This window comes from Parundibacterium terreum (genome assembly GCF_014636315.1).
GTDB lineage: Bacteria > Pseudomonadota > Gammaproteobacteria > Burkholderiales > Burkholderiaceae_D > Undibacterium > Undibacterium terreum.
Genome location: NZ_BMED01000004.1, coordinates 295,546 through 314,257 on the forward strand (window position 1 = coordinate 295,546; position 18,712 = coordinate 314,257).

Genomic DNA, 18,712 nt, shown 5'->3' on the forward strand with positions numbered 1-18,712 from the left:
TTACTCGATCAGGCAGCTCAGCGCAGCACTGGCCGTATCGGCGATCTTCACCAGGAAGTCGGTCGCCATTTCCTTGGTGTAGCGGGCAGGATCGGGCGAGCCCAGCACCAGCAGGCCGAAGGTGGATGCACCAGGCGCCAGCCGCAAGGGCAGCATGGCCAGCGATTGGATAGGCTCATCGGACTCTATCCAGCCTGCTGCTTCAAAATCCATATTCTTGCCGCAGAAGGGCGAACCCAGACCCTTGGCAAATAGACGCACGTCTTCAGTCACCGATTGCGAAAACCAGGTATGGGAATAGTCTTCCGCGGTATCCCATAGACGCAGGGTGGCATGCGGCAAGTCAAAGAACTGCTGCAAGCCCTGGGTCAGTATGTATGGCAGATCGACATCGTTGCGTGCCAGCAGCAGCGAACGGGTCCAGGTCTGGAACTTGGTGGTAATGCCGTCGTTTTCCTGCGCCACGCGGACCAGGTCGGACATGCGCAATTCCAGCAACTTGTATTTTTCCCTGACGATTTCCATTTGGCGCTCTTGCAGCGAAATGGCGCGGCCCAGGACAGGGCTGGTCAGTTTGACGGTGGACAGCAGTTCTGCATGCTCTTCGAAAAAATGGGGGTGTTGGGTCAGGTAATCCGCTATGTCGTTAGAATTCATGAGTAATAGATTAAATGTTGATTTCGCCTTCGTACACCGACACCGCCGGCCCGCTCAAAAATACAGGCTGGTTCTCGCCCTGCCATGCTATGGATAATTCACCGCCATGCGTCGTTACTTTCACCGGCGACTGCAGCAGGCCGCGCCGTATGCCCGCCACGACTGCTGCGCAAGCGCCGGTACCACAGGCCAGCGTTTCGCCGGCGCCGCGTTCATACACGCGCAGGCGTATATGCTGGGGATTCACAATCTGCATGAAGCCTGCATTCACGCGGCGCGGGAAGCGCGGATGATATTCGATAGCAGGGCCATCTGCCAGCACCGGTGCCGCTTCGGTGTCTTCTACTACCTGCACCGCATGCGGATTGCCCATCGACACAGTGGAAAACCAGGCAGTCTTGCCATTGATTTCCAACGGCCACAAGGCATCGCGACCTTCGGTGCGGGCGTCCAAGCCAGTGGCGTCAAACGGTACCTGGGCTGGCTCCAGTATGGGAGCACCCATGTCCACGGTAATGCTGCCATCCAGTTCCAGCCGAGGTTCGATCACGCCTGACAGGGTTTCCACCTTGATCGCCGTCTTGTCGGTCAGGCCCTTATCCCGCACAAAACGGACAAAGGCGCGCGAGCCGTTGCCGCATTGCTCCACTTCGCCGCCGTCGGCGTTGTAGATGCGGTAGCGGAAATCCACGCCATCGGTATCGGGCTTTTCCACCACCAGGATCTGGTCGGCGCCGACGCCAAAGCGGCGGTCGGCCAACAGTTTCCACTGGGCAGGAGTGAAAGCAATCTGTTGATTGATGGCGTCAATGACGACAAAATCATTGCCGGCACCATGCATTTTGGTGAATTTGAGTTTCATCTTGCCATTATAGACTTATTCAACTGTGCAATCGCTGGCATTGGATACGCGCATCGTGCAACAGCCGGATTTTTCACTTGCCACCAGTTAATTTGTTGCATTTTTGCAATTTCGACCATGAATGCGTAATAAAAATTCATCCGGGAGGCGGGTGGCATGGATCCACATCGCACCCTGCGTGTCGAGCCTAGGGGCACAGGCTGGGATAGCTGGCCCGGTGAAAGCCTCGGACAGTTGCCCCAAGGCAGACTAGCTAAAACGGTATTTCCCTGGAGAATTGATGTTAATTTGACCGGTACACTTTGCATAAGTGTCAGCAATGCTGTACCGGTCCAATTATGCTGCACTGTCCATTGAGTCAGCCGGTACAGCGTGTTAATGTGCGATCCGTCATAGAACAAGCCGGAGATTTGCAAGAAGGCGCCTGGTTGCAACTTATTTATGCAGCGAGTCGGATTCTTAGCCAATCCCATATATGATTACCCACAAGGTGATTCTGTTTGAAGCGATACCCTCGCAACGAGACCAAAGCACGGAGACCCCATGAACGCACCCCTCAAGGTCGATCAGCAAACATCGCTGGTAGACGACACGATTTCCCTGGATGACAAATTTACGCTGGAGCGCGGCCGTGCCTTCATGACGGGCACGCAGGCAATCATCCGCCTGGCGATGCTGCAGCGCCAGCATGACTTGAAAGCCGGCCTGAATACCGGCGGCTTTATCACCGGCTACCGCGGTTCACCGCTGGGCGGCGTCGATATGACCGCACAGAAAGCCAAGAAGCATCTGGCCGCGCATCACGTTACCTTCCATCCCGGCGTCAATGAGGATCTGGCGGCAACGACCGTGTGGGGCACGCAGCAAGTCAATATGTTCCAGGGCGCCAAGTATGACGGGGTGTTTTCCATCTGGTACGGCAAGGGCCCGGGCGTGGATCGCTGCGGCGACGTCTTCAAGCACGCCAATATGGCGGGCACGTCGAAGCACGGCGGCGTCCTGGTATTGGCAGGCGATGACCATGCGGCCAAATCCTCTACGACCGCGCATCAGAGCGAACATATCCTGAAGGCTTGCGGCATTCCCGTGCTGTATCCGTCGTCGGTGCAGGAATACCTGGACTACGGCCTGCATGCATTTGCAATGAGCCGCTACACCGGCCTGTGGGTGTCGATGAAGTGCGTGACCGACATCGTCGAGTCCGGCGCTGCCGTCGATATCGATCCTGACCGCGTGCAGCCTGTCATTCCTACCGACCTGATCCTGCCGGCTGACGGCCTCAACATCCGCATGCCGGATGCGGTGCTGGACCAGGAAGCGCGGATGAACAACTACAAATGGTATGCGGCACTGGCCTATGTACGCGCCAACAAGCTGAACCAGATCATCTGGGATAGCCCCAAGGCCCGCATCGGCATCATCACTGCCGGTAAATCCTATCTGGATACTCGCCAGGCGCTGGCTGACCTCGGCATAGACGAACAAGTTGCGCGCGACATCGGCATACGCCTGTACAAGATAGGCATGACCTGGCCGCTGGAGTCACAGGGCGTGCATCAGTTTGCCGAAGGCCTGGAAGAAATCCTGGTGGTGGAAGAGAAGCGCCAGATACTGGAATACCAGATCAAGGAAGAGCTGTACAACCTGCCGGACGGCCAGCGCCCACGCGTGGTCGGCAAGTTCGACGACACCGGCGAATGGAGCAATCTGCAAGGCGCCGGCCACGGCGACTGGCTGCTGCCTGCCACCTACGAGCTGACACCGGCACAGATCGCGCGCGCGGTTGCATCGCGCATTTCGCGCTACTTCGCCGGCCATCCGGTTGAACAGCGCGTGAAAGAGCGTATCGCTTATCTGGAAGCCAAGGAATCGGTATTGAAGGTCATGTCCAGCAAGCCGGATCCGGCCAAGGACCGTATCCCGCATTTCTGCTCCGGCTGCCCGCACAATACCTCCACCAAGCTGCCGGATGGCAGCCGTGCGCTGGCCGGTATCGGTTGCCACTACATGGTGCTGTGGATGGACAGGGAAACCTCCACCTTCACGCACATGGGCGCGGAAGGCACGACCTGGATAGGCCAGGCGCCGTTCACTACGGAAGACCACGTATTCTGCAATCTGGGTGACGGCACTTACTATCACTCCGGCCTGCTGGCAGTGCGTGCCTCGGTGTCCGGCAAGGTCAATATCACATACAAGATTCTGTACAACGATGCGGTCGCGATGACCGGCGGCCAGGAATTTGACGGCCCGCTGGACCCTGGCATGATCTCGCGCCAGATCGCCGCGGAAGGCGTGAATCCCATTATCGTAGTCACCGATGAGCCGGACAAATATCCAGCCGACTACAACTGGGCACCCGGCGTTACCGTGCGCCATCGCAGCGAACTGGATGCGGTACAGCGCGAACTGCGCGAAGTGAAGGGCGTATCGGCAATGATCTACGACCAGACCTGCGCCAGCGAAAAACGCCGCCGCCGGAAACGCAATGAGTATCCGGACCCAGCCAAGCGCGCCGTCATCAATGAAGCCGTATGCGAAGGCTGCGGCGATTGCAGCGTGCAGTCCAACTGCCTGTCGGTAGAACCGCTGGAAACGGAATTCGGCCGCAAGCGCCAGATCAACCAGTCTTCCTGCAACAAGGATTTCTCTTGCGTCAATGGCTTCTGCCCGAGTTTTGTGACGGTAGAAGGCGGCAGTCTGAAAAAGCCCAAGAGGGCCAAGGTAGAAAACAGCCCGTCGCTGGATGTGGCCAACCTGCCGACACCGCAGATACCGTCCACCGCTGAACCTTTCGGCATCCTGGTGACCGGCATAGGCGGTACCGGTGTGGTAACCGTCGGCCAGATCCTGGCGATGGCGGCGCACGTGGCCGGCAAGGGTTGCTCGGTGCTGGATATGAGCGGCCTGGCGCAAAAGGGCGGCCCTGTGCTGTCGCATGTGCGCCTGGCAGACAAGCCGGAAGATATCCACTCCACCCGCGTCGGTACCGGTGCGGCGGATCTGGTCATCGGTTGCGACGTGATTGTCACAGCAGGCAAGGATGCCTTGTCGCGCATGGGCGAAGGCCGCACGTACGCGGCCATCAATTCCACCGGCACACCGACTGCGGCTTTCGTCAAGGATCCTAACTGGCAGTTTCCGGGTTCCGGCGCCGAGAGTGATATCCGCGCCGCCTGCGGCAGCGACCATGTGTCGCTGATCGACGCCGGCAGGATAGCCACTGCACTGATGGGCGACAATATCGCGACCAATATGTTCATGCTCGGTTACGCATGGCAAAAAGGCTGGGTACCGCTGACCGAAGCAGTGCTGATGCGTGCGATAGAATTGAATGGCGTATCGGTAGACTTCAATAAGAAGGCCTTCAACTGGGGCCGTATCGCTGCTCACGATCTGCCTGCAGTCGAGAAGCTGATTACACCAGCGCAGGTGATAGAACTGAAACGCGCGCCGACGCTGGATGACATCATCGCCAAGCGTGTTTCCTTCCTGACCGATTACCAGGACGCTGCCTATGCCAAACAATACCTGGACTTCATCCAGCAGGTTAAGGCGGCGGAAGAAAAAGTCGTGGATGGCGCCAAGGCGCTGCGCCTGACGGAAGCAGCAGCACGCTATCTGTTCAAACTGATGGCGTACAAGGACGAGTATGAAGTTGCGCGCCTGTATACCACCGGCAGTTTCGAGAAGAAGGTTGCCGACATGTTTGAAGGCGATTACAAGATCAACTTCCACCTGGCGCCGCCTTTGCTGGCCAAGCGCGATGCCAAGGGACACCTGATCAAGCAATCCTTCGGCCCCTGGATGATGAAGGCCTTCGGCCTGCTGGCGAAAGCGAAATTCCTGCGCGGCGGCATGCTGGATATCTTTGGCTACACCGAAGAGCGCAAGATGGAACGCGCCCTTCCTGTGGAATACAAGCAGATGCTGGGCGGCTTGCTGGCGCAGTTGAATGCGGACAATCTGGCAAAGGCAGTAGCACTCGCCAGCATTCCGGAAGATATCCGCGGCTACGGCCACGTGAAGGAACGTCATTTGAATGTTGCCAAGGCCAAGCAGGCAGCCTTGCTGGCAGAGTTCAATACAAGCCAGCAGCCTAAGAAAGCAGCATAGTCATAGTCCTAACGCTGCATAGTCGATATGCATCAACAAAAATGGCCGACCTAGTCGGCCATTTTTTTTACCTCCATCGCAGTGCAGGTAAAACCGCTAGAATACGCGGGAAAATCTCGTCGGAACTCGTAACCAAACAAGGATCAAGGATGAACGAACGCACCATCATTATCATCGCCGCCGTCAATATGTTTATCGCCGTCGGTGCAGGCGCCTTTGGCGCGCATGGGCTGAAGCAGGTGTTGAGTGCAGAGATGCTGGCGATCTGGCAGACGGCAGTGAGCTATCAGGCGATGCATGCGCTCGGCCTGTTCGTGATTGCGCTGCTGATGCCGCGTTTGAACTCTGCCTTGCTGGGATGGGCGAGTATTGCCATGCTGGTCGGCATCGTCTTGTTCAGTGGCAGCCTGTATGCACTGGCCTTGTCCGGCACCCGCATACTGGGTGCGATTACGCCTTTGGGCGGACTGGGATTCTTGCTGGCATGGGCGATGCTTGCGTGGGCGGCTTATCAATCGGCTCGTTAAAAAAGAAGTTATCGGCAATGTTGCGGTGCAGCGAAAACGCTGCCGCGAGCCTGGACAAGTAGGGTGACTATTGTCTATCGTTAATATTTTTTAGCGATTTTAAATTGACGGTGCTGCGATGCGCTCCAGTGTCTATATGGCCGCCGCATACGCCCAAGGCAATCCCGGCATCTGCGCTATAATTCCAGCACTCCACACCGCGCCCTCGTGCGTGGTGCGCGTATTCTCATTCTTTGCGAGATCAATATGACAGCCAGTACCGCACCCAGCCAGTCAAAATTCGGCACCGTTCTTCGTGTGACTAGCGGCAACTTCATGGAAATGTTCGACTTTTTCCTGTTCGGTTTCTACGCTACCTACATTTCCAAAACTTTCTTTCCGGCCGGCGATGAATTCGCATCGTTGATGCTGACCTTTATGACCTTCGGCGCCGGTTTCCTGATGCGCCCTCTGGGAGCAATCTTTCTCGGCGCCTATGTGGATAGGGTAGGCCGCCGGCAAGGCCTGATCGTCACACTGGCATTGATGGCGCTGGGCACGATGCTGATCGCTTTCGTGCCGGGGTTTGCCACTATAGGCTATCTCGCTCCCTTCCTGGTGTTGACCGGGCGCCTGTTGCAGGGCTTCTCGGCAGGTGTGGAGCTGGGCGGTGTTTCCGTCTACTTGTCGGAAATGGCCACACCAGGCAATAAAGGCTTCTACGTCAGTTGGCAATCTGCCAGCCAGCAAGTGGCGATCATTGTCGCTGCTGCGCTGGGTTATGCGTTGAATGTGTCCCTGACGCCTGCGCAGATCGGCGACTGGGGCTGGCGCGTTCCGTTTTTCATCGGTTGCATGATTGTGCCGGTACTGTTCATGATACGCCGCTCGCTGCAGGAAACTGAAGAATTCATGAAGCGGAAGCATCGCCCGGATGCCAAAGAAATTTTCCGCTCCATGCTGGAAAACTGGGGCATCGTGATCGCCGGCATGATGCTGGTGGCGATGACTACGGTCTCCTTCTACCTGATCACCGTGTACACACCAACCTTCGGCAAGAGCGTGCTCAAACTGAGTACGACGGACAGCCTGATCGTGACCTTTTGCGTCGGCATATCCAACTTCATCTGGCTACCTGTGATGGGCGCATTGTCGGACCGTATCGGCCGCCGTCCACTGCTGATCTTCTTCACCGTATTGACCATACTCACTGCCTACCCCGCGATGACCTGGCTGACCGGCCTGCCGACCTTTGGCAAGATGCTTGAGGTAGAGCTGTGGCTGTCCTTCCTGTATGCCAGCTACAACGGCGCCATGGTGGTGGCATTGACCGAGGTAATGCCGGTTGAGGTGCGTACGGCCGGCTTCTCGCTGGCCTATAGTTTGGCAACGGCGATTTTCGGCGGCTTCACACCAGCGATCGCCACGGGGCTGATAGAAGCGACAAAAGACAAGGCCGCGCCTGGATTGTGGATGACATTTGCCGCAATCTGCGGCCTGATCGCCACGCTGGTGCTGTATCGTAAAAGCAGTGTGAGCGCCAGGGAGCAAAGGATAGTGACGGATCTTCCGTCTCACCCGGCGACTTGACATAGTATTCGAATACCCCTGCGACGGTATGCCGTCGCAGGCTTGCAAAATCCCTGCCTTCCCCCGTTATTCTTCCGCCAGCTGATATTGGCCGCCTAGCACCGCAGCAATCGCCTTCAAGCCATCCAGTGCCCCCATAGCCAGCCCGACATCCTCTTTGCTTGCGACGCCTGCCTCGCGCAGATTAATCCTGATCAGGCGGCCGCCATGCTTTTGCAGTATGTGCTGGCTGAAGTATCTGACCGAAGGGATCGCAGTTCCCGCGCCCAGCTCTATCGCGACAGGTCTTTCTACCTTCTCCAGCCAGCTTTGCTGGCGCGCATGCTGAGCCGCCTGCTGTTGCTCGTTCCAGCCCCAGTCCCCAAACATCAGGATATTGGGCCGGGCGAGTCCGCCGCAATGTGGACACAAGGGCGGGTGATTGCGCAGGCGGCAGTTGTCCTTGTCCACGTCGGGGATGAAGGCATCCGCCGGCCAGATATCGGCACAGCATCCCTGCAGGCATTGCAGATGATGGATAGAACCATGACATTCATTGATATGCTGCCCATCAAAACCCGCCCTCTGGAATTGACCATCCACGTTGCTGGTAAATACCGTATAGCCTTGCGGCATTTGGCTACCCCAATGCTTCAGCAGCGCAAAGCCCGCATGCGGCTGGATGCGCCGGTACAGATCCAGCCTGTGACCGTAAAATCCCCACGCAAGCTCGGGGCGGGTTTCAAATGCGGCAGGCGAAGCAATCTGGGTAAATTCCAGTCCCGCCTTCGCTAGCGCCGGATAGGCATTCCAGAATCCGGTATTGCCGCGAAAGTCAGGCAAGCCGGAATCAACGCCCATGCCGGCTCCTGCGGCGACGACCAGGCCGTCGGCTTCTTGTATCAATTCTGCAGCATGGTGTAATAACTGGTCGGGAGAGCGCATGAGTGGCGGTAGTTCTGTCAAAGAAGTTTGTGGCTGAATAAACCATACTATCTTATCAAGATACATTGCCATTTGGGATAGCTTGCGTGACGCGGGCTACGCAAGGCGTAGTCAAGTAGCAGACGGCGGCCTTGTTCACGCAGCTTGTAGCTCCTGCTTGTCCGCCAATGAATCAATCGACACAGGCTGTGCAGTGCCTGGTTGGATGAATAAGGGGGCAGGCTCATGCAAAGGGTGACGGGATGCATAGTTGATATAGCGAAAACCCTTGCTCACCTTGCCGGGCACGTCCAGACGGAAAGATGCAAGACGCATCATGATGTCTTGCTCCAGTTCCATGAGGGCCTGTGTAATTAGCATATCCACATGTGTAGCCGGGATACCGGAGCGGGGCGCGCTTGCTTGATGACTGGTGGCGCATGAGTCGGCACAAGCGATGCGCCATACATCGGCCAGGGTAAGGCTGCCTGGATCTGCTGCCAGCACCCAGCGGCCGGTCCGGCCGGCTGGTGTGATCAAGCCTGTGGAAAGCAATAGCCTGCAGGTCTTCCTTATGTCGGCGTGGAGGAATGGCGTGCTGTTCTTGATCTGCTTGATTCCCGCGCCTCGCTCTCCTGCCGCGATAAAATATTCCAGCACAGCCGCTAGCGTACGAAATCCCAGGCTGGATGGAGTATCCAGCAATGCGCCTAGGGCCTGCCTGCGCATGCTGCCGCCCGGACGAGAGCAGAGAACAGATTGCTTTCGCATGTGTTGACAGCATATTCAGGATGCCACTGTACGCCTACGCAAAACGGATGCCCCTGCACTTCTATGGCTTCCACGACGCCATCGTCGGCAACGGCGCTGACACGTACACCCGCACCTGCTTCTATATTGTCTTGCGCGACAGCCTGGTGATGCAGGCTATTGATGTGTAGCTCGTCTACGTCCAGTATCTGATGCAGCAATGATCCCTGATGCACGGTGATGCGATGCGCCGGCTGGTCGCAGGGCTGCTGCTTGTGTTCAATAGTCGTGGCGATATCGGAAGGCAGATGCTGATGCAGGCTGGCCCCCTTTGCTACCGCGATGAGCTGCATGCCCCCGCAAATTCCCAGGATGGGGATATTTCTTGCCAGCGCTCCCTGCAGTATTGCCGTTTCAAAATCGGTCCTGTCCGGTTTCAAGCTGACTTGTTGCGGATACTTGCTGGCCGCGCCGTATAGCGCCGGGGAGATATCGAACATGCCGCCGCTGAGCACAAGTCCATCCGCCAGATCCAGGTAATGGTCTATCGCATCCATCTGGTAAGGGAGAATAATGGCAGTGCCGCCAGCCTTGGCGATTGCGCTGCAATAATTGCGGCGGATGAAATAGGTCGATTCTATATGTTGTATGTTGTCGCTGCGGTCAGGAGTAATTGCTATGAGTGGCCTGGTCATGGAAGATGATCCGTCGATGCGGAGATCGTGTTGTGGTTGAGCCGCCATTATTGGGCGTTAAGAGAATGGCGCCAAACCATGATTTCTATTTGCGGTGATTAGATTTGCTAATGTCTTGCCGTGCAGGCAGAATAAGAAAGAATGATTTGAATAAAAATGATCTGAATAATCTACGGAGAGATCCATGCCCAAGAACACGCTGGTCACGCCCCTGATCCTGCATGCGATGCCCTATTTTGAAGCGGCGGCAAGGAATCGCAGTTTTACGCGCGCTGCGGAAGAACTGCATGTGACGCAAGGCGCGGTCAGCCAGCAGATCAAGGGATTGGAGGAGCAAGTCGGCGTGCAGCTGTTCAAACGCCTGGCGCGCGGGCTGGAGCTGACGCAGGAGGGTGAGCGCCTGTTTCGTGTCGTGCATTTGGCCCTGGGAGAAATAGAGACGACAGTGAGAGCGATTCAACCCGCGGCGATGGCAGAGGCTTTGGTGATACGTTCATCACCTTCGTTTTCGATGATGTGGCTGATGCCCAGACTCAGTCGTTTCAGCCGGCTATATCCGGATATAGAGATACGTCTGCGTGGGGAGCTGTTCGGCATGAGTATGTCGCGCATGAATCTGGAGGGGGTGGATGTGTTGGTCCTGTATGAACAGTTTTCCTCGCGCTATGAGCAGGAACTGACTCCGCTGATGGGCGAATACCTGCTGCCCGTTGCTTCGCCAGGCTTTCTTCAGGAACACCCGGTAGTGCAGGATACCGCGGCGTTTCAGAAATTGAATCTGCTGCATGATGATGCTCCCTGGGAGGGCGCAGCGGCCTATGCCGAGTGGGCAGAGTGGTTGCGCCTCGCAACCCAGGATAGGTCCGGTGCGGTAGAGCAATATGGAACGCATGGACATCAGTACAATCTGGCCCAGCTCGCGATCAATGCCGCGCTGCATGGTGAAGGCATAGCAATGGCGCGTACTTCGCTGATCCGTGAAGAGCTGGCGGCCCAGCGTCTGTTGCCGGTTGTACCATTGGCGACGAAGGCCAGCGCCAGCTATGGCCTGGTGCAAAATAATAACGCGAGAAATAGCCGGGCAGTAGGCTTGTTCACAGAATGGATCAGGGAAGAATGCCGCGCCTTCGAGGCGGAGAGAAACGGCTTGCTCGCGAGCATGGCGCGCCTGGTCTAGGGTTGCCCCAACAGGAACAGAATATCAATTCATTAGAAATTCTAATGAGGCGTGATAGAAATCATGGTTTGTAGGAAGCCGGCCTTCGTAGAAAAATGAGCTTCGACATCTGCCAATGCGGATACGTCAAACGATCAGACCGCGAACGCGGAAATTTTCTATAACATACCTGGGCTGAGAAGAATCATGACTGTCAAAATTTGCGCGTTACCCCTGCTTGTTTCCATGACGCTGGCATGGCAAGGATCTGCATTTGCCGAAGATATCCTGGTCAAGATAGGCCATGTGAGCCCCTTGTCCGGCCCCTCTGCCCACATGGGCAAGGATACGGAAGACGGTGCGCGGATGGCAATTGATGAGCTGAATGCCAAATCGGTTTCCATAGGCGGCAAGAAAGCCAGGTTTGAACTGGTGGCGGAAGACGACGGCAGCGACCCGCGCCAGGCAACCACAGCGGCTCAAAAACTGGTGGATGCTAAGGTCAATGCAGTGATCGGTCATATGAATTCCGGCACGACGATACCGGCATCAAAAATTTACAATATCGCCGGCATACCGCAAATTTCACCTTCGGCGACCAATCCCAAATATACGCAGCAGGGCTTCAATACCGCTTTCCGCGTGGTGGCCAACGATGGCCAGCTCGGGGGCACCCTGGGCCGCTATGCGGTGCAGGTCAGCCAGGCAAAGACCATTGCGGTGATTGACGACCGCACTTCTTACGGCCAAGGGGTGGCGGATGAGTTCATCAAGGGTGCAACAGGAAAATCGCGCTCAGTGACTATCCTGCCGCGCCAGTACACGACAGACAAGGCTACCGATTTCAACGCAATCCTGACGGCGATCAAGGGCAAGAAGCCCGATCTGGTCTTCTTCGGCGGCATGGATGCGGTTGGCGGCCCGATGTTGAAGCAGATGCAGCAACTGGGGCTGGATGCCAAGTTCATGGGCGGTGACGGCATCTGTTCTACGGAACTGGCAAAGCTGGCCGGTGACGCGCTGGGAGAAAGCAAGATCGTGTGCGCAGAAGCCGGCGGTGTGGAGGACGGCATGAAGCCCGGCCTGGAAAAATTCAAGGGCGAGTTCAGCAAGAAATTCGGCCATGCTGTCGTGCTGAATGCGCCATATGCCTATGATGCTGTGATGACCGTCGTCGCGGCAATGCAAAAGGCCGGTTCGGCGGAACCTGCCAAATACCTGCCGGAACTGGCCAAAATTCATTACAAGGGAATTACCGGGAATATCGCCTTTGACGAGCACGGCGATATACGCGACGGCACGCTGACCCTGTATACCTACAAAGGCGGCAAGCGGGAGCTGATTGCCGTCACGCGCTGAGCCGTCAACAAAAAAAAGCCCCGGAAGCAGGCTTCCGGGGCTTTTTTCATTGCAAGGCCAAGTCTTATTCCTTGGCTATCTTGTTGTTCCTGATTTTTTCTGCAAACTGCTGATAGCCACGCGCCCTCAGTTCACAGGCAGGGCATTTGCCGCAGCCGTGACCCCAGTCATGCAACTGGCCGCGTTCGCCGAGATAGCAGGTGTGCGTATCGGAACGTATCAGGTTCACCAGCGCTTCGCCACCCAGGTCTTGCGCGAGTTCCCAGGTCTGCGCCTTGTCTATCCACATCAGCGGGGTTTCCAGTTTCAGGCGGGTAGCCATGCCGAGGTTGAGTGCAACCTGCAAGGCCTTCATCGTATCGTCGCGGCAATCGGGATAACCGGAAAAATCGGTTTCGCACATGCCGCCAACCAGCACATTCAGGCCGCGCCGGTAAGCCAGTGTTGCCGCCACCATCATGAACATCAGGTTGCGGCCGGGCACGAAGGTATTCGGCAAGCCGTTTTCCTGCATGACGATCTCTATATCTTCAGTCATCGCGGTATGCGATAGCTGCGAGATCAGCGACAGGTCTATCATATGGTCTTCGCCCAGCTTTTGCTGCCAGTCCTCCGAGTAGCCGCGCATTTTTTGCAGCAGGGTAGGGCGTACGGTCAGCTCTATCGCATGGCGCTGCCCATAGTCGAAGCCTATGGTTTCTACCTTGCTGTAACGCGACAGGGCCCAGGCCAGGCAGGTGGTAGAATCTTGTCCGCCGCTGAAAAGGACCAGCGCCCCGTCTGTGGATATGTTCATAGGGTGTAAAAATAATATTAATATTGTGTGGCGTATAGCTTAAGCGTGGGACGCGGTTGCCAAGTGATTTCGGCATCATCCCATAATCGATAGTTTTTGTGCAGTCTACTTCTTGATATTGCTGATCATCTGGTCCACATAGTCGCCGTCAGCATCTTCAAACTTGACTCGCACCGGATACCAGTCCAGCGACGGCGCCAGCCACAAATCCAGTTGCTGGTCTTTGGCGTCCGGCGGCGGCGCCCTGACTACATGCACCGTTTCCATATTGCCCAGTGCAGTGCGCAGGTTTTCATAGCCGTTGACCTTGAAAGACCAGGGGTCGGCATCGCGCCTGCCTGCGACCAGGAAATTCCACTCCGAGCCTGCCTTGAACCTGTCGCCGGCGGCGCGCGCCAATGCGATCAATTGCCAGACCGCGCTGGTACGATCCTGCTCGCCGCCCTTGATCACATATTTTTCCGTGGATTCGGTAAACCGGATTTGCCTGGCCGTACGGTCGAAACTGGTGACGGTCTCGGCTTTGCGGAAACGTTTTTCAGTGAATTTTTCCGGCGCCAGCCCAAAGCTGTCGATGATGCCGGTGCTGCTGGCATCGAGTATCTTGCCGACCAGCATGGCCCTGGTTTCAGTGACGACACTGTACTTCTGTTCATTGGCGGCGCCGCTCACCAGCCACTTGACGGTGGCATCGCCGGATAAGGACAGGCCGCTTTGCCTGGCCTTGATGGCGTATTGCAGGTCTGCTGAAGGCGGCAGGTTGTACGCATATTTGATATTGTCGGCATGGGCAGCCAGTGACAGAAAAATTCCGGCCGCAAGAATCAATTTGGTGTGTAGCTTGTTATGCATGAAAGCTTAGTGTCCCTGATTGGTGATTTGCGTAATTTTAGTCACGCTTTGGGTGGTGACGGCGCCATTGCTTTCGGTATTGCGGATTTGTACCGGATACCAATGCAATTCCGGTGCCAGCCAGACATCCAGCCTGGAATTATAGGAGCCGGGGCGGGGTGGGCGAACCAGATGCCAGGTTGTCAGATTACCCAATTTGGTCGTGATCTTTTCCTGCCCCTGCACCACGAACTGGAACACGGTGGCATCGCGGTCTTCGCCTATCTGTATCGCAAACTCCCGGCCTGCCTGCATTTGCCTGGCGTCTGCATTGCCTATGCCTGCCAGTTGCATCAGGATGGTATTTTTATCCTGGGCGCCGTCGCTCAATACGGCGGTTTTGGTCGATGCAGAAAAACTGATGGTCTTTTCTTCGCGGTTGAAGTGGGTTGCGGTCTCTGAGCGGCCACGCCGCGTTTCGCTGCTGAGCACCGGGGCAATGCCGTGGCTGTCCAGCAGGCCTTCGCTACGCATGGTCAGCAGATTGACTGAGGCGAACAGTATCTTCAGGCCTGCCTTCATGCTCATTTTGTATTTGCCGTCGCCGGCTTCCCAATTGATCTCGCCTTCGCCAAGATAGGGATTGGGCTGGCCCGGTTTAGTATTGGACAATTCCAGCGTCAGCCTGGCTGAGGGCGGCGGCAGCACCACATATTCCGGTGCTTTGGCTGTAGCCGGTTTTTCCTCGCTGGCAGGTGAGGCAGGAGTTTCCGCCATAGCAGCAGCTTTTTCCGGGCTTGCTTCCTTGATTTCCAGCGGCGCTGTCAGCGCTGCAATCTCGGCCGGGCTGGTTTCTTCTGCGGCAGAAGAGTCGGGATTGCTAAGCGCGGCAGGTGCCGTGACTGGAACTGCAGGAGCTACCGGCCTGGACCTGGGCCGGGCCGGGGCTGCAGGCGGTGTTTCAGTCTTGTCCGCCCTGGCGACGGGCTGTTGCATGCCGGTCTCCAGCGGACGGGGGCTGAGGCTGATCTCTACCGTCTTTTCCGCTTGATCCTGGTGCGCCGGCAAGCTGACGTGCTCGCTGGCCCAATAGATAACCAGCACATGTAGCAGCACGGTAGCGATAAGCACGGCTATCCATCGGCGGGGGATGTGAGTTGCTGGTTTGATAATGGGTAACGCGAAATCAGTCATGGTGCTAGTGTAAACGTTCTTGCACACCGCCGCGATGACAGTGAACAGCTTCCACCTGACAGGGCGGGCGGAGAGCAGCGGGACCGCGGAAGAATTGGACCTGTGTCATCGGCTTGCACCCGTGGCATGTAAAATGAACAGCCTTATTGATCTGTCTTTCAGGAAATACATGTTAAAAGTAGTTAGCGCCCTCTTGCTCAGTTCGTTGTTGCCGGTAGCACATGCTGCCGGCTCAGCCACGTCGGCCCCTCCCTCCACCAAGCCTTCAGGCGCGCCTATCCGCATCGCGATGATAGACGGCTTATCCGGCTCTTTTACCAATGCAGGTGAGGCGGTGGTGCGCAATTTGCAATTGGCGATAGACAATATCAATGCCCGCGGCGGCATTAAGTTGCCGGATGGCAGGCATGCACTGGTGTTTTCTACCTTCGATAACAAGCAGGGGGTTGAAGATTCCCTGACCGAGCTGAAACATGTGACCGATCAGCATATTCCCTTTGTCATGCAAGGCAATAGTTCTGCTGTTGCGCTGGCGCTGGTAGAGGCGATCAACAAGCATAACCAGCGTGTGCCGGACAACCGCGTGCTGTTCCTGAACTATTCTGCAGTGGACCCCAGCCTGACCAATGAAAAGTGCAGCTATTGGCATTTCCGCTTTGACGCCAATGCAGATATGCGCATGAATGCGTTGACTGCGGTGATCAAGGATGACAGCCATGCGAAACGGGTCTATCTGATAGGGCAGGACTATAGCTTTGGCCGCCAGGTGGCCAAGTCTGCGCGCAGCATGCTGGCCGCCAAGCGGCCGGACATCACCATCGTGGGTGACGAATTGCACCCTATAGGCAAGATCAAGGATTTTTCCCCGTATGTCGCAAAGATCAAGGCCAGCGGCGCCGACACGATCATTACCGGCAACTGGGGCAATGACCTGACATTGTTGATCAAGGCCGCGAAGGATGCCGGCCTGAACACCAAGTTTTACACTTTCTATGCGAATGCCCTGGGTGCGCCGGCGGCTATCGGCGATGCCGGTATAGGCCGCGTGCGGGCCGTGGCCGAATGGCATCCGAATGCGGGCGGTGCCGATAGCGATGCTTTCTACGGCAGCTTCCGCCAGCGCTATCCGGACCCCAAGGACGACTATGTGCACATGCGCATGCATGTGATGGTCAATATGCTGGCGGCGGCAATCGAGAAAGCCGGCAGCACCGAGGCAGCGGCAGTGGCAAAGGCGCTGGAAGGCGCGCAATTCAGGAACAGCTTCTACCAGGCCAGCATGCGCGCCGCCGACCATCAACTGATACAGCCCTTATATGTATCGGTGATGCAAAAGCGCAGCGATGGCGGCTTGCGCTTCGACAATGAGGGCAGCGGCTATGGTTTCAAAACCGAGCGCTACTTTGAACCCGCATTGACGGCATTGCCGAGCTCATGCAAGATGCCAAAACCATCATAAACGACAACGGGGACCCCATGTCCGCAACATCTGCTTCGCTGTACGATAAATACCAGGCTTTGCAACTGGTGCTGCATCCGGGCGGCATCATGGAAGTCGTGATGGGGGCCGGCCAGTCTGCCAACGGCAAGCTGTCCACGGCGGACCAGCATCTGCACCGGGAACTGGCGGATATCTGGCGCACCATTGATGAAGATCCGCAAGTGAAGGTCGCGATCATACGCGGCGAGGGACGAGGGTTTTCTGCCGGCGGCGATCTTAGCCTGGTTGAAGACATGGCGAACGATTTTGCCGTCCGCACCCGGGTCTGGAAGGAAGCCAAGGACCTGGTCTACAACGTCATCAATTGCAGCAAGCCCATCGTGTCGGCGATGCACGGCCCTGCGGTCGGCGCCGGCCTGGTGGCGGGCTTGCTGGCGGATATTTCGATTGCGACCAGGACTGCCCGCATCATTGACGGCCATACCCGCCTCGGCGTGGCCGCCGGCGACCATGCGGCGATCGTGTGGCCGCTGTTGTGCGGCATGGCCAAGGCTAAATATTATTTGTTGCTGTGCGAGACGGTCAGCGGTGAAGAAGCGGAGCGCATAGGCCTGGTGTCCTTATGCTGTGAAGAGGCGGAATTGCGCGACAAGGCATTTGAGATCGCAGGCCGTCTGGCCAGCGGCTCGCAGACCGCCATTCGCTGGACCAAGTACGCGCTGAACAACTGGCTGCGTATGGCCGGCCCTAGTTTCGATACCTCGCTGGCACTGGAATTCATGGGGTTTGCCGGGCCGGACGTGCAGGAAGGTGTGGCTTCTCTCAGAGAGAAGCGAAATCCGCAGTTTCCATAAGTACACATTGAGAGTAATCTGGCGGAATGGACATTGTTTGTACGACAATAAGCGCAAGGAGAGCAAGATGACATCCCAATTCCCCGGTGGCGAGATGCCCGGTATGACGGCGATGAACGATACGCTGGCATTCGTCAAAAAATTGTGGGGCGGCATGCAGGTTCCCGGCATGGTGACGCCGACCATTTCAATCGACGACCTGGACAAGAAGATCAAGGATTTAAAGACGGTAGAGTCCTGGCTCAACGTCAACATGAATATGCTGCGCGGCACGATACAGGCGCTGGAAGTGCAGCGGGCCACGATAGCGACGCTGAACTCCCTTGGCGCCAGTTTTTCCAATGCGATGGGTAGCGCTGAAGCTGCAGGGACTTCGTCATTTTCGAGTGACGCTTACACCGCTCCGGCTGCGACCAATCCCGAGTGGCCGATGCCGCCGGCGGGTACACAGGCCAAGCCTGAATCATTTTATACGCATGCGCCCGCAGAGCCGGAGCCTGCTGCAGATCCGGAAACGGACGCAGATACTGACGCAGAAGAAGATACTGCGGATGTGGAGGGCAGCAAGGAGGAGGCGAGCGCCGCCTCGCAATTCGTCAACCCTGCCGCATGGTGGACCTTGTTGCAAGACCAGTTCAAGCAGGCGGTAAACAATGCAATGGCTGGCGAACTGACTGCCAAGGAAACCCCGACTGCCGAGGAACCCAAGAAAGCGGCGACAAAACCGGCTACTAAAACTGCAACCAAGCCCGCAAATAAGACAGCCAAGCCAGCCGCCAAAAAAACCGCAAAGGCACCGGCCAAGGCTGGCACCGCAAAGGCGGCCAATCAAGCTTCAGCCAAGCCTGCCAGCAAACCGGTCGATAAAGCAGGTGCTGCCAAAAGCAGCGTCGCAAAACCGAAACCGGTATCTATAGGAAGCAAGCTTTCCAGTCCCAAGACCTGAGCCTGATTCTGAGTCTGAGTCAGATTCTTAGTCAGTAAGCAGTCCTGAACAGCCTG

Annotated in this window: 16 protein-coding genes; 8 read left to right on the forward strand and 8 right to left on the reverse strand. The window is 56.8% G+C overall.

Features of this window, described 5'->3' with window-relative positions; translation table 11 throughout:
- Together IEW12_RS19790 and dapF are read right to left on the reverse strand one after the other, a co-directional pair.
- Window positions 1-657: a DUF484 family protein gene (locus IEW12_RS19790; RefSeq protein ID WP_188567827.1), complete on the reverse strand. Its 657-nt coding sequence runs from the start codon at window positions 655-657 to the stop codon at window positions 1-3.
- A gap of 10 nt (window positions 658-667) precedes the next feature.
- A complete protein-coding gene (gene dapF, locus IEW12_RS19795; protein ID WP_188567828.1) occupies window positions 668-1,519 on the reverse strand; it encodes a diaminopimelate epimerase in 852 nt (283 codons plus the stop codon).
- A gap of 543 nt (window positions 1,520-2,062) precedes the next feature.
- Here dapF and IEW12_RS19800 point away from each other — a divergent pair.
- The 3 genes from IEW12_RS19800 to IEW12_RS19810 all read left to right on the forward strand — a co-directional run bounded on the left by IEW12_RS19800 (window position 2,063) and on the right by IEW12_RS19810 (window position 7,731).
- Window positions 2,063-5,635 (forward strand): indolepyruvate ferredoxin oxidoreductase family protein, encoded by a 3,573-nt coding sequence (locus IEW12_RS19800; protein WP_188567829.1) that lies wholly within the window; start codon window positions 2,063-2,065, stop codon window positions 5,633-5,635.
- Between the two features lie 149 nt (window positions 5,636-5,784).
- Window positions 5,785-6,162, forward strand: a complete 378-nt coding sequence (locus IEW12_RS19805; protein WP_188567830.1) for a DUF423 domain-containing protein — start codon at window positions 5,785-5,787, stop codon at window positions 6,160-6,162.
- Between the two features lie 246 nt (window positions 6,163-6,408).
- The gene (locus tag IEW12_RS19810) at window positions 6,409-7,731 is read left to right on the forward strand and encodes an MFS transporter (protein ID WP_188567831.1); all 1,323 of its coding nucleotides are present in this window, start codon (window positions 6,409-6,411) and stop codon (window positions 7,729-7,731) included.
- Window positions 7,732-7,797: 66 nt separating this feature from the next.
- On the opposite strand, the gene IEW12_RS19815 is transcribed toward IEW12_RS19810, so the two are convergent.
- The 3 genes from IEW12_RS19815 to IEW12_RS19825 all read right to left on the reverse strand — a co-directional run bounded on the left by IEW12_RS19815 (window position 7,798) and on the right by IEW12_RS19825 (window position 10,079).
- Window positions 7,798-8,655, reverse strand: coding sequence for an SIR2 family NAD-dependent protein deacylase (locus tag IEW12_RS19815; RefSeq protein WP_188567832.1), 858 nt, complete (start codon window positions 8,653-8,655; stop codon window positions 7,798-7,800).
- A gap of 135 nt (window positions 8,656-8,790) precedes the next feature.
- Entirely contained in the window at window positions 8,791-9,363 is a 573-nt protein-coding gene (locus IEW12_RS19820; RefSeq protein WP_188567833.1) for a hypothetical protein, read from the reverse strand.
- Window positions 9,345-10,079: a gamma-glutamyl-gamma-aminobutyrate hydrolase family protein gene (locus IEW12_RS19825; RefSeq protein WP_188567834.1), complete on the reverse strand. Its 735-nt coding sequence runs from the start codon at window positions 10,077-10,079 to the stop codon at window positions 9,345-9,347. Before IEW12_RS19825 ends, IEW12_RS19820 begins: the two co-directional genes overlap by 19 nt.
- A gap of 184 nt (window positions 10,080-10,263) precedes the next feature.
- Between IEW12_RS19825 and IEW12_RS19830 the strand changes: the two genes are divergently transcribed.
- Both IEW12_RS19830 and IEW12_RS19835 read left to right on the forward strand, forming a co-directional pair.
- Window positions 10,264-11,256 carry a LysR family transcriptional regulator gene (locus IEW12_RS19830; RefSeq protein WP_188567835.1) on the forward strand — a complete coding sequence of 331 codons (993 nt, stop codon included), beginning with the start codon at window positions 10,264-10,266 and terminating at the stop codon, window positions 11,254-11,256.
- A 186-nt stretch (window positions 11,257-11,442) separates the two neighbouring features.
- Window positions 11,443-12,594 (forward strand): branched-chain amino acid ABC transporter substrate-binding protein, encoded by a 1,152-nt coding sequence (locus IEW12_RS19835; protein WP_188567836.1) that lies wholly within the window; start codon window positions 11,443-11,445, stop codon window positions 12,592-12,594.
- A gap of 64 nt (window positions 12,595-12,658) precedes the next feature.
- Here the strand turns inward: IEW12_RS19835 and queC are convergent, their stop codons facing one another.
- The 3 genes from queC to IEW12_RS19850 form a co-directional block, all read right to left on the reverse strand.
- Window positions 12,659-13,390 (reverse strand): 7-cyano-7-deazaguanine synthase QueC, encoded by a 732-nt coding sequence (gene queC, locus IEW12_RS19840; RefSeq protein ID WP_188567837.1) that lies wholly within the window; start codon window positions 13,388-13,390, stop codon window positions 12,659-12,661.
- Between the two features lie 105 nt (window positions 13,391-13,495).
- Window positions 13,496-14,242 carry a DUF3108 domain-containing protein gene (locus IEW12_RS19845; RefSeq protein ID WP_188567838.1) on the reverse strand — a complete coding sequence of 249 codons (747 nt, stop codon included), beginning with the start codon at window positions 14,240-14,242 and terminating at the stop codon, window positions 13,496-13,498.
- 6 nt (window positions 14,243-14,248) lie between these two features.
- Window positions 14,249-15,352, reverse strand: a complete 1,104-nt coding sequence (locus IEW12_RS19850; protein ID WP_188567839.1) for a DUF3108 domain-containing protein — start codon at window positions 15,350-15,352, stop codon at window positions 14,249-14,251.
- 232 nt (window positions 15,353-15,584) lie between these two features.
- Here IEW12_RS19850 and IEW12_RS19855 point away from each other — a divergent pair, with 232 nt between their 5' ends.
- From IEW12_RS19855 to IEW12_RS19865, 3 genes are all read left to right on the forward strand, one after another.
- Complete coding sequence (locus IEW12_RS19855) at window positions 15,585-16,874, forward strand: branched-chain amino acid ABC transporter substrate-binding protein (protein WP_229751242.1); 1,290 nt, start codon at window positions 15,585-15,587, stop codon at window positions 16,872-16,874.
- Window positions 16,875-16,891: 17 nt separating this feature from the next.
- A complete protein-coding gene (locus IEW12_RS19860) occupies window positions 16,892-17,710 on the forward strand; it encodes an enoyl-CoA hydratase/isomerase family protein (protein ID WP_188567841.1) in 819 nt (272 codons plus the stop codon).
- Window positions 17,711-17,777: 67 nt separating this feature from the next.
- Window positions 17,778-18,656 carry a PhaM family polyhydroxyalkanoate granule multifunctional regulatory protein gene (locus IEW12_RS19865; protein ID WP_229751243.1) on the forward strand — a complete coding sequence of 293 codons (879 nt, stop codon included), beginning with the start codon at window positions 17,778-17,780 and terminating at the stop codon, window positions 18,654-18,656.
- Window positions 18,657-18,712 lie beyond the last annotated feature (56 nt).

What these genes read in the sequence shown, in the direction of transcription:
- IEW12_RS19790 (WP_188567827.1), bottom strand. Translation starts at nt 657, where the DNA reads ATGAATTCTAACGACATAGCGGATTACCTGACCCAACACCCCCATTTT.
- dapF (WP_188567828.1), bottom strand. Translation starts at nt 1,519, where the DNA reads ATGAAACTCAAATTCACCAAAATGCATGGTGCCGGCAATGATTTTGTC.
- IEW12_RS19800 (WP_188567829.1), top strand. Translation starts at nt 2,063, where the DNA reads ATGAACGCACCCCTCAAGGTCGATCAGCAAACATCGCTGGTAGACGAC.
- IEW12_RS19805 (WP_188567830.1), top strand. Translation starts at nt 5,785, where the DNA reads ATGAACGAACGCACCATCATTATCATCGCCGCCGTCAATATGTTTATC.
- IEW12_RS19810 (WP_188567831.1), top strand. Translation starts at nt 6,409, where the DNA reads ATGACAGCCAGTACCGCACCCAGCCAGTCAAAATTCGGCACCGTTCTT.
- IEW12_RS19815 (WP_188567832.1), bottom strand. Translation starts at nt 8,655, where the DNA reads ATGCGCTCTCCCGACCAGTTATTACACCATGCTGCAGAATTGATACAA.
- IEW12_RS19820 (WP_188567833.1), bottom strand. Translation starts at nt 9,363, where the DNA reads ATGCGCAGGCAGGCCCTAGGCGCATTGCTGGATACTCCATCCAGCCTG.
- IEW12_RS19825 (WP_188567834.1), bottom strand. Translation starts at nt 10,079, where the DNA reads ATGACCAGGCCACTCATAGCAATTACTCCTGACCGCAGCGACAACATA.
- IEW12_RS19830 (WP_188567835.1), top strand. Translation starts at nt 10,264, where the DNA reads ATGCCCAAGAACACGCTGGTCACGCCCCTGATCCTGCATGCGATGCCC.
- IEW12_RS19835 (WP_188567836.1), top strand. Translation starts at nt 11,443, where the DNA reads ATGACTGTCAAAATTTGCGCGTTACCCCTGCTTGTTTCCATGACGCTG.
- queC (WP_188567837.1), bottom strand. Translation starts at nt 13,390, where the DNA reads ATGAACATATCCACAGACGGGGCGCTGGTCCTTTTCAGCGGCGGACAA.
- IEW12_RS19845 (WP_188567838.1), bottom strand. Translation starts at nt 14,242, where the DNA reads ATGCATAACAAGCTACACACCAAATTGATTCTTGCGGCCGGAATTTTT.
- IEW12_RS19855 (WP_229751242.1), top strand. Translation starts at nt 15,585, where the DNA reads ATGTTAAAAGTAGTTAGCGCCCTCTTGCTCAGTTCGTTGTTGCCGGTA.
- IEW12_RS19860 (WP_188567841.1), top strand. Translation starts at nt 16,892, where the DNA reads ATGTCCGCAACATCTGCTTCGCTGTACGATAAATACCAGGCTTTGCAA.
- IEW12_RS19865 (WP_229751243.1), top strand. Translation starts at nt 17,778, where the DNA reads ATGACATCCCAATTCCCCGGTGGCGAGATGCCCGGTATGACGGCGATG.